At 66.5% G+C, this 13,503-nt stretch carries 9 protein-coding genes; 7 read left to right on the top strand and 2 right to left on the bottom strand.

Going from position 1 to position 13,503, the window contains the following annotated elements; genetic code table 11:
• The first annotated feature begins 80 nt into the window (after window positions 1-80).
• The 7 genes from AC1DZT_RS00585 to AC1DZT_RS00555 all read left to right on the top strand — a co-directional run bounded on the left by AC1DZT_RS00585 (window position 81) and on the right by AC1DZT_RS00555 (window position 7,893).
• The gene (locus tag AC1DZT_RS00585) at window positions 81-941 is read left to right on the top strand and encodes an NAD-dependent epimerase/dehydratase family protein (RefSeq protein ID WP_478004643.1); all 861 of its coding nucleotides are present in this window, start codon (window positions 81-83) and stop codon (window positions 939-941) included.
• Between the two features lie 13 nt (window positions 942-954).
• On the top strand, window positions 955-1,569 hold the full coding sequence (locus AC1DZT_RS00580) for a sugar transferase (protein WP_478004642.1): 615 nt from the start codon (window positions 955-957) through the stop codon (window positions 1,567-1,569).
• Between the two features lie 157 nt (window positions 1,570-1,726).
• Window positions 1,727-3,670 carry a polysaccharide biosynthesis protein gene (locus AC1DZT_RS00575; RefSeq protein WP_478005072.1) on the top strand — a complete coding sequence of 648 codons (1,944 nt, stop codon included), beginning with the start codon at window positions 1,727-1,729 and terminating at the stop codon, window positions 3,668-3,670.
• Between the two features lie 132 nt (window positions 3,671-3,802).
• Window positions 3,803-5,947: a YjbH domain-containing protein gene (locus AC1DZT_RS00570; RefSeq protein ID WP_478004641.1), complete on the top strand. Its 2,145-nt coding sequence runs from the start codon at window positions 3,803-3,805 to the stop codon at window positions 5,945-5,947.
• 2 nt (window positions 5,948-5,949) lie between these two features.
• Window positions 5,950-6,645, top strand: coding sequence for a YjbF family lipoprotein (locus tag AC1DZT_RS00565; protein WP_478004640.1), 696 nt, complete (start codon window positions 5,950-5,952; stop codon window positions 6,643-6,645).
• A gap of 76 nt (window positions 6,646-6,721) precedes the next feature.
• Entirely contained in the window at window positions 6,722-6,946 is a 225-nt protein-coding gene (locus tag AC1DZT_RS00560; protein ID WP_478004639.1) for a hypothetical protein, read from the top strand.
• A 113-nt stretch (window positions 6,947-7,059) separates the two neighbouring features.
• Window positions 7,060-7,893, top strand: coding sequence for a YihY/virulence factor BrkB family protein (locus tag AC1DZT_RS00555; protein ID WP_478004638.1), 834 nt, complete (start codon window positions 7,060-7,062; stop codon window positions 7,891-7,893).
• On the opposite strand, the gene AC1DZT_RS00550 is transcribed toward AC1DZT_RS00555, so the two are convergent.
• Complete coding sequence (locus tag AC1DZT_RS00550; protein WP_478004637.1) at window positions 7,890-11,690, bottom strand: translocation/assembly module TamB domain-containing protein; 3,801 nt, start codon at window positions 11,688-11,690, stop codon at window positions 7,890-7,892. The two genes, AC1DZT_RS00555 and AC1DZT_RS00550, sit on opposite strands and share 4 nt — an antisense overlap.
• Entirely contained in the window at window positions 11,690-13,498 is a 1,809-nt protein-coding gene (locus AC1DZT_RS00545; RefSeq protein WP_478004636.1) for an autotransporter assembly complex protein TamA, read from the bottom strand. Before AC1DZT_RS00545 ends, AC1DZT_RS00550 begins: the two co-directional genes overlap by 1 nt.
• Window positions 13,499-13,503: the final 5 nt, after the last annotated feature.

The following is a 13,503-nucleotide window of genomic DNA, read 5'->3' as shown; positions in this document are numbered from 1 at the left end:
GAATGAGCCGCAGTACATACTGTCCCTTCTCGGCGGGTCAACCGGAATGGATGCGGCACCGATAAACCTTTGGGGATAAGTTGGCAGCAGACCTTGAAAAATCGCAGCACTGCACCGTGGTGACCGGGGCGGCGGGGCGGGTCGGCCGGGCCCTGCGCGCCGTGCTGGGCGGGCGCATCGCGGGGCATCCCGTGCTCTGGTCGGCGCGCAGGCCCGGGCAAGGCATTGATCTGGCTTGGGATATTGGAAGCGATCCCGCGCCCGACCTGCCGCAGGGCTGCGTGATCCTGCATCTGGCCGGCCAGACCCGCGGCGAGGCGGCTGCATTGGCGGAAAATCGCCATAGTGCCGCGTTTTTGGGCAAAACGGCGCAAAAGGTGCAGGCCCGGCATGTGTTCCTGATGTCCTCCGTCGCGGTTTACCCGCCCGGCGCGGCCCCGATCGCCGAAGACTGCCCCCCCGATCCCGCCTCTGCCTATGGTCAGGCCAAGCTTGCCGCCGAGGTCGAGGCCCGCGCCCAGACCCCCGCCGGGCGGCTGACGATTCTCCGCCTGGGCAATCTTGCCGGGGCCGACGCGCTGTTGAGCGCGGCGCGGGCGGGTCCGGTTCTGCTTGACCCCATTGCGGGCCAGTCCCTCGGGCCGGAACGTTCTTATATCGGGCCGCAGACCCTGGCCCGCGTGCTCGAGGCGCTGATCGCCCGGGCCTTCCGCGGCGCCGATCTGCCCGAGGTCCTCAACCTCGCCCAGCCCCCCGCCCTCGCCATGGGCGACCTTCTGACCGCCGCCGGCGCCGCCTGGCAGTTCGGGCCGCCCCGCGCCGCGGCCATTCCGAAAGTCGCCGTCGCGACCGCCCGTCTTGCCGGATTGGTTGACTTGCCGCAGGCCACGGCCGAAGGCATGATCGCAGAACTGGACCGGCTGAAGCCGGTCTGGCCTTGAGATCTGGATTCCTATGACTTTCGGCAAACGCCTTGTGGATATCGTTCTGGCCCTCTGCCTGATGGCCGTGCTGGCGCTGCCCTTCGGTCTTCTGCTGCTGTGGCTGTGGTACAAGGAGGGGCGGCCGCTCTTCTACATATCGGAGCGGATGCGCGCGCCGGGCCGGCCCTTCCGCCTGTGGAAACTGCGCACGATGAGCGTGGTCCCGCCCGAACAGGGCGTCTCGGGCGGCAACAAGCGGTCGCGGATCACCCGGACCGGGGCCTTCCTGCGCCGTTGCCGTCTGGATGAGGTGCCGCAGCTCTGGAACGTGCTGAAGGGCGACATGAGCTTTGTCGGCCCCCGCCCGCCGCTGCGGCTTTACGTCGAACGCCACCCCGAGATCTATGCCAGGGTCCTGCAAAGCCGCCCGGGAATCACCGGCCTCGCGACGCTGGTCTATCACCGCCACGAAGAAAAACTGCTGGCGGCCTGTCATACGTCTGAAGAAACTGATAGAGTATACTCACGGCGCTGCGTCCCCCGCAAAGCCCGGATCGACTTGATTTACCAAGAGCATCGCACTTTGATCTATGACTTTCGCCTGATGGCGCAGACCCTCGTCCGCGCCTTAAATGTAAACAATTGAACGCAAATTGGCCTGCAGTTTATGGCGAAATGCTTGATTGCTAGGCGTCACGGCCGTACCGTGAGGCCATTGGCACAGGCCATGCTGCAGGGTTCCGCTCCAGTCCTGGCGTCCGATCGCCAATTTCATGAAGGCAAAGCCTAACCAGATGTCAGAATTGAGAACGCGCCTGTTCGCTACGGTGGACCGTTTGAACCGCGTCCATAAACGATTTGTTTTTCTCTTGATCGACGTGGTGATCGCACCCCTGGCGCTTCTGGCGACCTTGATGCTGCTGACCTCCGCATTGTTTCCCTATGGCGCGGTCATGCGCCTGTCAGAGGTGTTTTTCTGGCTGCCGATTGCGGCGGCGCTGATCTCGCTGATCCTCGGCATCCCGAACATGCGGCTCAAGGCTTACGAATCGCTGTCGGTGGTCCGCACGGCGGCGTTTTCAGGCCTTCTGGTGGTGGCGCTGTGGTTCATCTGCCGGGTCACGGGACAGGCCTTTGCCGCGGTGGGATACAGCCTTTTCGGGCTGTTGTTCTTCCTCGGCTCGGTCGGGGTCCGGCTGGCCATGCTCAACTTCTACCTTCTGGTGCTGCGCTGGGGGCAAAGGCGCTGGCGGGTGCTGATCTATGGCGCGGGGACCACCGGCACCCAGCTGGCGGCGGCGCTCAAGTCGCATGATTCCATCGTCGTCGTCGCCTTCATGGATGATGACGAAAGCCTGCATTCGATGACCATTGCCGGATTGCGGGTGCTGGCGCCCAGCCGGATCGAACAGATCGTCCGCGACCGCGAGATCGACCGCGTGCTGCTCGCCATGCCCTCGGCCTCGGCGCCCAAGCAGATGCAGATCGCCCGGCGCCTGCAATCGCTGGGCGTGGATGTGCTGGCGCTGCCGTCTTTCGCGCAGCTGGTCGGGGCAGAGGCGCTGGTCGACAACCTGGCCCCGGTGACGGCGGACCAGTTCCTCGGCCGCCAGTCGGTGGAAGAACAGGTGACGGATGGCGTGGCCGCCTATGCCGGCCGCTCGATCCTGGTGACGGGGGCCGGTGGCTCGATCGGGTCCGAGCTGTGTCGTCAGCTGCTGACCTTCGGGCCGAAGCGGCTTGTCCTCTTCGAGATGAGCGAGCTCGCGCTTTACGAGATCGACCGCGAGCTGCGCGCCCGGCAGAACCTGGGCGACACGGTGATCGTGCCGGTCCTCGGCTCGGTCACGGATTCGCGGGCGACCCGCTCGGCCATGTCCGACCACGAGGTCGAGGTCGTCATCCACGCCGCCGCCTACAAACATGTGCCGCTGGTCGAATCGAACCCGGTGGCGGGCATGTCCAACAACGTTTTGGGCACTAGGACGCTGGCCGATGCCGCCGAAGAGGCGGGGGTGGAACGGTTCATCCTGATCTCCACCGACAAGGCGGTGCGCCCGACCAATGTGATGGGCGCCTCCAAGCGTCTGGCGGAAATGGTGGTGCAGGATCTGGCGAAACGCTCGCGCAAGACGGTGTTTTCGATGGTCCGCTTCGGCAATGTGCTGGGCTCCTCCGGCTCGGTCGTGCCCCTGTTCAAGGAACAGATCCTGCGCGGCGGGCCGATCACCCTGACCCATGAAGACGTCACCCGCTATTTCATGACCATTTCCGAGGCGGTGCACCTGGTGCTTCTGGCCGGCAGCTTCTCTTCCTCTGGCGAGGCGTCGAACGGCGATGTCTTCGTGCTGGACATGGGCAAGCCGATGCGGATTCGCGATCTGGCCGAACAGATGGTGCAGGCCGCAGGCTACACCGTGCGCGACGAGACGCGGCCCGATGGCGATATCGAGATCAAGATGATCGGCCTGCGCCCCGGCGAGAAGATGCATGAGGAGCTGCTGATCGGCGCCGGGCTTTTGACCACGCCGCATGCCAAGATCCTGCGCGCCCATGAAAACAGCCTGTCCGAGCTTGACATGGCCAAGGCCCTGCAGGCCCTGCGGATCGCGATGGCGACCGGGGATGCTTTGGCCGCACGCAGCGTCGCCGCCGCCTATGTCGAGGGCTATGGCGACCTCGCCGGGCCCGCCGATCGGGGTCTGGCAGAGCCGGTCTTTGCCAAGGGCGCGCTGCCGAACGGGTGAGGGTCGAGCGGTGCCGCCCAGCGTTGCTGCACTGCCGCAACCCCGGAAAATCGCAAGATTGCGGTTTGTCTCCCGCCGGGCATGTCCTAGAGTGAACCCGCTCATGAAAGGCCATATCACGTGACTTACCCGATGAAACGGTTCGCCTCGCGCATCCTTGCGGCGGCAGCGTGTCTGACGCTCGCGCTGCCGGGCCATGCCGAATTTCGGCCTGGCCTGAACCTGTCCGGCCAGACCGGCATCATCGACATGCCCTCGGGCGAACAGCTGCCCGACGGCTATCTGACCATCGACCATTCCAAGTTCGGCCCGATCCTGCGCAACTCGCTGCGCTTCCAGATCACGCCGCGCCTGTCCGGCACCTTCCGGTATATCGGCATCCACCAGTGGAATGACAAGTTCTGCCCGCCCGATTGCGATGGCGCGAACGCCTTTTCCACCTATTACGACCGCAACTTCGACCTCAGCTACCAGATCCTGAAGGAGGGCCGCTATGTGCCCGCCCTCAGCATCGGCCTGCAGGATTTCGTCGGCACCGGCCTGTCCTCGGCCGAATATATCGCCGCGACCAAGAACGTCAGCCCGCGGCTCAAGGTCACCGGCGGCATCGGCTTTGGCCGGCTCGGCAGCTATGGCTCCTTCGGCAGCCCCTTCGGCTCTCGCGCCAAGATCGACATCGGCAAGGGCGGCAATTTCAACTTCAAGCAATGGTTCCGCGGCAAGGCTGCGGCCTTCGGCGGGCTGGAATACCAGCTCAGCGACAAGCTGGTCTTCAAGGCGGAATATTCCTCGGACGCCTATACCGAAGAGGCCAAGCGCCGCGGCGCCTTCGACCGCAAGAGCCCCTTCAACTTCGGTCTGGAATACCGGCCCAACCCGTCGTTCAGCGTCGGCGGCTATTACATGTACGGCAGCGAGGTGGGCATCAACCTCACCCTCTTCCTCAACCCCGGCCAGCGCCCGCAGGGTGGCATGGGCGGCCCGGCGCCCGAACCGCTGCTGGTGCGCCCGTCCCGGGCCAGCGACCCGATCGCCTGGTCCACCGACTGGACCCGGCAATCCGACGCCAAGGCCATCCTGATGGAGAACCTCACCGCCAACCTGGAACGGACCGGCATCACCATCGAATCGATCGGCGTGACCGCGACACGGGTGCAGGTGCGCTTCATCAACACCCAATACGATGCGACGGCCCAGGCCGTGGGCCGCGTCGCCCGCGCGATGAGCCAGGTGATGCCCGCCTCGGTCGAGATGTTCGAGATCGTCCCGGTGGACCACGGCGTGCCCGCCGCCAAGGTCGTCATCCGCCGCCTCGACATGGAAGAGCTGGAATTTGCCCCCGAGGCCGGCCCCGACCTGCGCGTGCGCACCGATATCCTCGACGCCACCGGGCAGATGGCCGATTCGCTGCGCAATTCCAAGGCCTACCCGCGGGTGGACTGGTCGATCCTGCCCTTCGTGCGCACCTATGTCTTCAACCCGCGCAACCCGCTGCAGGCCAGCTACGGCCTGCGCGCCACCGGGCAGATCGAAGTCTCGCCCGGCTTCATCCTTTCCGGTTCGGTCACCGAACTGTCGATCAAGGGCATCGACGAGAATGTCGGGAAAAGCTCCAGCCGCCTGCAGCATGTGCGCAGCGATTCGGTGCTTTACGCGACCAAGGGCAACCCCGACCTCGAGACTTTGACCGCCGCCTGGTACACCAACATCGCCCCGGCGGTTTATGGCCGGGTGACGGCGGGCTATCTGGAACAGATGTTCGGCGGCATCTCGGCCGAGGTGCTGTGGCGCCCCGAGGCCCGCAACTGGGCGCTGGGGGTCGAGGCGAACTATGTCGCACAGCGCAACACCGATGGCGGGCTTGGCTTTGACGAGTATGACTACCGGGTCGCGACCGGCCATGTCTCGGGCTATTACGACTTCCAGAACGGCTACCACATGCAGGTGGACGTCGGCCGCTACCTGGCCGGCGATTTCGGCGCCACGATCAAGCTGACCCGGGTCTTCGAGAACGGCTGGGAGGTTGGCGCCTTTGCCACCAAGACCAATGTCTCGGCCAAGGATTTCGGCGAAGGCTCCTTCGACAAGGGCATCGTCCTGTCGATCCCGCTGGCCTGGTTCACTGGCAAGCCGACCCGCACGGTCCGCAGCCTGGTCATCCGTCCGATCGGCCGCGACGGTGGCGCGCGTCTGAACGTGAACGACCGTCTTTACGATGTCTTGCACAGCTACGACACGACCAAGCTGGATGCACAATGGGCGCGGGTCTGGAAATGAAAATGCGGTCCTTCTCCCTTCTCGGCCTGTTGTCGCTGTGCCTGCCGCTGCTTGCCGCCTGCGGCAATGGCGGCGACGCCGTCGATGCCCGCAACTCGATCAACGCCGGCAAGAGCCTGTTCACCACCAACCTCTTCGGCCCGCGCAAGCCGGCCCCGGACCTCACCCGCCTCGACCCTGCCGCCGCCGCGCCGATCCGCACCGCGCTGGAGGCTGCGGGCCAGCCGGCCTATGCGGTCGGCATCCCGAGCCGTGGCTATCTCACCTTCATGGGCGTCTATGGCCAGAACGGCCCGGTCAAGACCTGGGTCAGCCAAAGCTACGAGACCGTCTCGCTGAACGACGGCATCCTGGTTGCGACCCGCGGCTTCGGTGCCGACCTGATGACCGCCGACGCACCTGATCTGTCCCAGGTCAGCCGCGCCTCGGGCAGCTTCCATCGGATCTACTACTATCTCGACGGCGCCGATCAGACCTACAGCACCGATTACGACTGCGATTTTGCCCCGGCCGGGTCCGAGACGGTGACCGTCTTGGCCAAGTCCTATGCGACGCGCAAGGTGACCGAATCGTGCCAGGCCCCCAACGACTCCTTCGTCAACACCTATTGGTTCGACGGGCGCGGAAGTTTGAGGCAGTCGGCCCAAAGAATGACCCCCGGCATTTCACCGGTGACGCTGCAACGTGTCATTGACTGAGTTTGCCAGAAAGGTCTTATCAACTGAACGGAATCGTGATACGAAAAATCAATCCCATATGCATTGGAGAGCAGTTATGAAGAAGATTGTCGTTTTGGCCACGAGCCTTGCCTTTGTCGCCTCGGTCGCTGCCGCGCAGACGACCCCGCCGGTGAAAAAGACCCCGCCGCCGACCGCGCAGGTTGTTGTGACCGGCGTCACCGCCACAACCGTTGGCCTGGCGCTGATCCCGCTGGCCCTGCTGGCCGCGCTCGGCAACAACGGCGGCAGCTCCTCGTCGTCCTCGTCGACCACGAACTGAGGCCGGCCGCACTGGCCTGTTGAATGACGGGCCTTTTGAATATTCGATTGCGGGCGCGCTTTGGCGTGCCCGTAGTGATTCGTGATGTGTCAGGACCGCCGGAGGATTGGGGTTTGCGACGACTGCCGCTTCCGCCCCAGTTCATCGCCGCCGCTTTGCGCCTGTACCGAAGGTCGGAACAGGCCGAGCTGGGGCTGATCTCGGCCGGCGTGGGCTTCTTCTGCTTCCTCGCCATCTTTCCGGCCGCCGCCGCGGTGATCGCGGTCTGGGGTGCCGTCTATGATCCTTCCGTGATCCAGACCCAGGTCGACCTCCTCCGCGGTTTTCTGCCGCCGGATGCGTTGAGCCTGGTTCATGCGCAGGTCAACGGCTTGCTCGCCGTGCGCGGGCCGCAGCTGGGCTGGGCCACGGTGCTGTCCACGCTCTTCGCGCTCTGGTCGGCGCGGGCCGGGGTGGCGGCGCTGATCCGCGGGTTGAACGCGATCCACCAGCTGCCCAACCGGCCCGGCGGCCACCACCAGTTGCGCGCCATGCTGCTGACGCTGGCACTGATGGGGCTGGCGCTGGCCGCGATGCTGGTCACCGTCGTGGCGCCGCTGATCATCGGCATGCTGCCCCTGCCCGTCGATGACGCGACCGCCCTGCACCGCGCCAACCTGGCGCTGGGGGTGATCCTCGTCGTCGTCTCGGTCGGGATCGCCTATCGCTATGGCCCGAACTACGGCCCGCGCCGCCCGCCCTTCTTCAGCTGGGGTCTGCTGGTGGCGGTGGTGCTCTGGGCGCTGGCGGCGCGGGGCTTCATGCTCTACCTCGCCAACTTTCCATCTTACAACCGGGTCTATGGCTCGATCGGGGCGGTCGTCGTCCTGCAGATCTGGCTCTACGTCAGCGCCTATACCGTGCTTCTGGGCGCGGCTTTCGACGCCGAACGGCACCGCAAGCGCTAGTAATCCTTCTGCAGGAAGACCCCCGCGCCCGTCGCCCCGTCCGAGGTGACATGCGCCTTCAGCGTCACGTTGCGGCCCACGTCGTAGTTCAGGCTGATCGTGCTTTTCCCGCTCTGGTCCACCGTGACCTCGCTATAGGTCTTGTCGCTGAAATACTTGCCCGCCGTGACCGAGGCATTGCCCGTTGCATCGGCCTGCACATCCAGATTGTCGAGCCCGCTCTCGCTGCGGATCTTGCCAAGGATGCCCTCGCCGCCGCCACCCGCCAGCGTCGCCACGGCGCTGGCCAGCTGTGCCGCCTGAAAGGCGCTGATGTTCTGCAGGCCACGGTTGAACAAGAGCCGCGCGATGACCTCTTCCTGCGGCAGCGAGGGGGTCGAGGTGAAGGTCACCGTCGGGTTGGTGGCATCGCCCTCGATCACCACCTGCGAGGTCACGCCATCGCTGTCGACCGAGGCCACGACGCGGACATAGGGCACCAAGGCGCCCTGCATCTGGATCTGCGCCTCGGACAGGACCAGCCGCCGGCCGAGGATATCCAGCCGGCCGCGGATCAGGTTGAAGGCGCCTGAGGGGATGATATTCGTCGTCGTGCCGCGCAGCACCAGACTGCCGCCCAGTTCGGCATCAAGTCCACGGCCGCGGATGAACACCTGATTGGGCGCCGAAATCCGGATGTCCAGCCCATAGCCCCGGCTTGGCTTTGCGGTCCCGACCGAGGTGCCGACCCCGGCACGCACCCGCGTCGCCTTGACGGCGGCGGGCTCGTGCAGATGCTTCAGCCCCGGCAGGTTGCCATCGGCCCCCGCCCCGGTGGAGGGGATGCGCAGCTCGGTCTTGCCCAGCGCGATCGACCCGGCAATCATCGCCCCGCCCATCGCCGGCCCTTTGAAGGTCACCGCGCCATTGACCGTGGTCTCGTAAAGCTCGGGGTTCTTCAGAACGACGCTGGCAAGCTGGATCGCCAGATCCGCCGTATAGGGCGCATCCAGCCCGATGCCGCCCTTCACCGTCAGCCTGCCGCCGGTCGAAACCGCGCTGGAGGAATCGATCTGCACCCGCCCGCCCGTCAGCCGGGCCGTGGCGGCAAGGTCCTGCAAGGCGAAGGCCAGCGACGGATCGGCCAGCCGCCCGCCCGACAGCGTGACCGGCCCGCTCAGCGAGGACAGCGCCAAGGGCCCGTTCAGCCGCAGATCAAAGCGCAGCGCCCCGTCGATCGAGCGCGGCGCGATCAGCGCATTGGCCAGCGAAGCCGAGGCGCTGCCGCTGATGCCCAGATCGGCGCGGGTGTAATCCGCCGCGACCGTGCCCTTGATCCGCGCATCCAGCTGCCCCGGCCCCTTGGCCTCGACATCCAGCACGGTGCCGGTGGCACCCTGCACCGCGGTGCCGGTCAGCGTCGCGGCCCCGGGGAATTGCGGGTAAAGCTGACCCAGATTGGCCAGCTTGGCCGACAGCGTCAGGTTGCGGTTGGCACCCTGCACCACACCGATGATGCTGGCGCGCAGCTGGGCATTGCTCAGCTCGGCCTTGTCGATCTGGATGCCCTGCGGCGTCAGCGCCAGCTTGACCGAAACGCTCGAACTGCCGCGCAGCAGCGTGTCGGCCTGCGCCTGACCCAGCGCCAGATCGCTCGCCTTCACGTCCAGCGTCGCGACCCCGGCACTCATCGTGCCGGTCAGCGTTGCATCGCCCTCGACCACACCGCGATAACCCGCGCCCAGCACCGAAAGATCGGGCAGCGACAGCGTGGCCTTGAGGTCGCTCTGCGCAGCCGAGGCGGTGCCTGTCGCCGCAATCACCCCATGCGCCGTGGTGGCCTGCGCCTTCTGGATGGTGGCCACGCCATTGGCAAAGGTCGTCTCCAGCGCCAGATCGCTGGTGCCTTTCAGCAGCGCATCGGCCTGCGGCTGGCCGATCGCCAGATCCTGGCCCTGCGCCAGCACCGAAAGCTTGCCCGCCTGCAAGGTGCCGGCAAAACTGCCCTTGGCACTGAGGCTGCCGTGATACTGCGGCCCGAGGGCGGCGAGATCGTTGAAATCCACCGTGCCCTTGAGGTCGCTGTTCTCGCCGGTCAGCGTGCCGGTCAGGTCGACGGCGAGGCTTTTCGCCTTCAGGCTCAGCGCGCGGATCAGCGTGCCGGTCTCGTCCCGCTTGCCCGAGAAGGCCAGCGCGCTCTGCCCCTCCAGCAGATGATCCAGCGGGGCGATACCGGCGGCAAGGCCGATGCCTTCCAGCGTGCCATCCACGTCGAAGGCGCCGCTCACCGGGCTGCCCTTGCCCGCAAGATCGAACTGCACCGCGCCTTTCAGGGGCCGCCCGGTCAGGCTTTCCAGCCGGGAAAGGTCGTCGTAATGGCCGGCAACCTTGCCCTCCAGCTCGGCCAGACCGCTGATATTGCCCTGGCTGGTGATCCGGTAGCCCGGCGCCGTCAGCGACAGGTCAGAGACTTGCAGCGCCGATTTGGCCTGATCCCAGCTGAAGCTTGCCGCCCCGGTCACGGTTGCGCCCAGCGCCTTGGCCAGCCCCGGATCGCGCGGCAGCAGCGACAGGGCGGAAAACCGCGCCGCACCGTTGAAAAGCGCGTCCTGCAACTGGCCCTCGGCCCTCAGCTGCAACAGGCCGATGGCGGTATTACCGCTGTCGAACTGGCTCGCCGTGACGCCAAAGCTCCAGAGGTTGCTGACCGCCTTGTCATATTCCAGCGTCAGATCGGCATGGCCCACCCGGATCGGCAGGGTCGAGACGACGGGCAGCGTCACCGGACCATTGGGCAGGCCCAGAACGCCGGACAGATGCAGGTTCTGCGGCTGCCCCTCGGTGTCGAGCGCCATGTTGCCCTGCAGTTTCAGGGCCTGCGACTGCACCGCGAAATTGTCGATGGCCAGCGCCCCATCCGCGCCGCGCCGGCCCTTCAGCTGCAGGGCGACATTGGGGCCGAAGAAGGCGGCGTAATCGGGCAGGAAAACCGGCGTCGGATCGCCCGCCAGATCGGCGGTAAAGCTGCGGTTGCCCTCGGCATCGTCCTTTTGCGTGAGCTTTCCGGCGAGCCGCGTCTGGCCATCGGTCGACAGGTTCACCTCGGCGCTGAAATCCGACAGGGGGCCTTTGCCCGCGATGGTCAGGCTGGCCGCCGGGGTGCCCGGCACATGCAAGAGGGTGCCCACGATGCCCCCCGCCCCTTCCGAGGCCTCCAGCGACAGGTCCAGCACCTGGGTCGCATTGGCAAAGGAGGAGGCCAGCGTCAGCTTGCCCTGCGGCCCGCCGCCCGTGCGTTCCAACGCCAGGTGCAGCGTGCCCTCGCCGCCGGCAAGGTTGGCATCCGCCGTCAGGCTCGCCTCGACCGGCTGGCCAAGGACGGTCGGCCCGAGGATGATCTTCTTGGCCAGAACGCTCTTGATCGCGATGGAGACCGGCAGATCCGGCAGCGCCCAGGGCTTGGCCTCGGCCGCGGGGATGGCGCTGTCGGTCGAACTGGCGGTGGGCAGGCGGTCGAGGTCGATCTCGCCCGCCGAAAGCTCGTTGACCGCGATCCGGCCCGAGAACAGCGCGGCGCGGCTCCAGTCCAGCGTCACATCCTTCAGCGTCAGCCAGACCCCGGCATCATCGGCGATGGTCAGCGTCTTCAGGCTCGCCTGCGAGGACAGGGCGCCCTGGAACCCCTCGATCGTGATGGTCCGCCCGGCGCCGGAGAGGTTGGTCTCCAGCCAGGTGGTGATGAAATCCTTGTCTGCCGCCTCGTCGGCAAAGGCCGTGGCGGGCAGAAGGAACAGAAGGAAGGCTGCCAGAAACCGCATCAGAACGCCTGCCCCAGACCCACATAAAGCTGCACACCCTTGCCGGTGTTGCCATGCACCGGCATCGCCACGTCCAGCCGGATCGGCCCGACCCCGGTGGCATAGCGCAGGCCCAGACCCGCGCCCGCCTGCCAGTTGTCGCCCGAAATCCCGCCGACGCCGACCGCGCCCGCATCAACAAAGCCCACCACGCCGATGCTGTCGGTCACCTTGACCCGCGCCTCCAGCGAGGTGGCAAGGAAGGTCGTCCCGCCGATGTCCAAAGGCGTGCCATTGTTGTCCACCGTCACGCCCAGCGACTGGTAGGGCTGGCCGCGCACCGTGCCGCCGCCGCCCGAATAGAACAGATCCGTCCGCGGTGCGCCGAGGACCGAGGCGCCAAGGATCGCCCCGCCCTGCAGCCGTGCCGCCAGGACCACGCCCTTCTTCGCCCCCACGCTTTTGTAGACCCTGCCGTCAAAGCCCAGCTTGATGCCATTGTCGGTCTGGCCAAAGCCGAAGAAGGGCTTGGCGCTGACATCGATGTAGAACAGCCGCGTCGCATCGGTCTTGCTGTCGCGCCGGTCCCAGGTCACGCCCATCGGCAGATCGAGGCTGCGGTACAGAAAATTCCCCGCCGCATCCGAACCGTTGGAATAGTTGTAGGTCAGCGCGATATGGCTGGTCAGCTCTTCCGAGAAGTAATGCGTGAAGCCACCCCCCGTGCTGAAGGTGTCGGCGGTGAAATCGTCCTCGCTTTGATGGCCGGCATTGGCCAGAAGGTTCAGCGTGGTATCCGCCCCCGGCGTCGCCGGCCGGTCCAGCGTGACGCCCAGCGAATAATCCAGCCCGCTGCCGGTGCTGCCGCCGATGTTGCTGACCGCGCCGGTGATCTCCAGCCGCTCGCCGCCGCCCAGAAGGTTGCGGTGCAGCCAGCTGCCGTTCAGGCTCAACCCGTCGTCGGTGGCGACCTCGGCGCCAAAGGTGTAGCGGCGCGGCTTGGCCTCGACCAGGTCGGCGGTCAGGCCCAGGTAATCCGGCGGGGTGATCCCCGCATCCTCGGTCACCGTGACCGAGGAGAACACGCCCGAGCGGCGCAGCCGCTCCACCACGCGCTTTTCCAGCACCGGGTCGAACCGTTCGCCCGTCGGCACGCCGGCGATCTTCTGCACCCGGTTCGGGCGGATCGTCTTTGCCCCGTTCACCTTCAGCGCGCCAAAGCGCAGCACCGGCCCCGGCGCCAGCGCGACCTTGGCCGACAGGGTCGAGGTCGCATGATCCGCCGTCAGATCCTGCCCCGCGACCTTGGCCTTGGCATTGCCCTGGTTGCGCCAGCCATCGACACCGGCCTGCACCGCGCCCTTGATCACCCCGGCCCCGGCGGGCTTGCCCACGGCAAAGGCCTCCGGCATCTCGGTCCGCGGCGCGAGGGGGGCGACCTGAGCCTGCGAAAAGGCGAAGACCGGGCCGGGATCGACCGTCACCGCGATGGTGCCGATGGCGGACGGCGCGTTCAGCGGCGCGATGCTCGAGGCCTCGCGCCCGTCGATCAGCACATGGATCACCGGGCCGTAATGCCCCGTCGCATAAAGCGCCGACAGAAGCCGGCCATATTCGGCCCGCGCATCGGCGAAAAGATCCTGCGCCGTCACATCCTTGGCCGGCGACGTCAGGCCCGAGGCGGCGCGCAGGCTTTTCTCCAGCGCCTTGTCGCCCCCGGTGACGGTGAATTGCACCGCATCGAAAGCCTGCCCCGGCAAGGCTGCGACCAGCCCCAGCGCAAGTGCCGCGGCACCGACCATGACCCTTGCTCTGACCGAAAGCGCCATCGAGA

It is taken from the genome of Rhodobacter sp. P1_C2 (genome assembly GCF_056406375.1).
Note: the sequence above shows the minus strand (reverse complement) of the source record. Positions and strands in the feature narration are given on the sequence as shown.

Bases quoted from the DNA above. Each gene is read 5' to 3' on its own strand.
- AC1DZT_RS00560 (WP_478004639.1), top strand. From the start codon at position 6,722: ATGAAGAAGATTGTCGTTTTGGCCACGAGCCTTGCCTTTGTCGCCTCG.
- AC1DZT_RS00580 (WP_478004642.1), top strand. From the start codon at position 955: ATGACTTTCGGCAAACGCCTTGTGGATATCGTTCTGGCCCTCTGCCTG.
- AC1DZT_RS00565 (WP_478004640.1), top strand. From the start codon at position 5,950: ATGCGGTCCTTCTCCCTTCTCGGCCTGTTGTCGCTGTGCCTGCCGCTG.
- AC1DZT_RS00570 (WP_478004641.1), top strand. From the start codon at position 3,803: ATGAAACGGTTCGCCTCGCGCATCCTTGCGGCGGCAGCGTGTCTGACG.
- AC1DZT_RS00550 (WP_478004637.1), bottom strand. From the start codon at position 11,690: ATGCGGTTTCTGGCAGCCTTCCTTCTGTTCCTTCTGCCCGCCACGGCC.
- AC1DZT_RS00545 (WP_478004636.1), bottom strand. From the start codon at position 13,498: ATGGCGCTTTCGGTCAGAGCAAGGGTCATGGTCGGTGCCGCGGCACTT.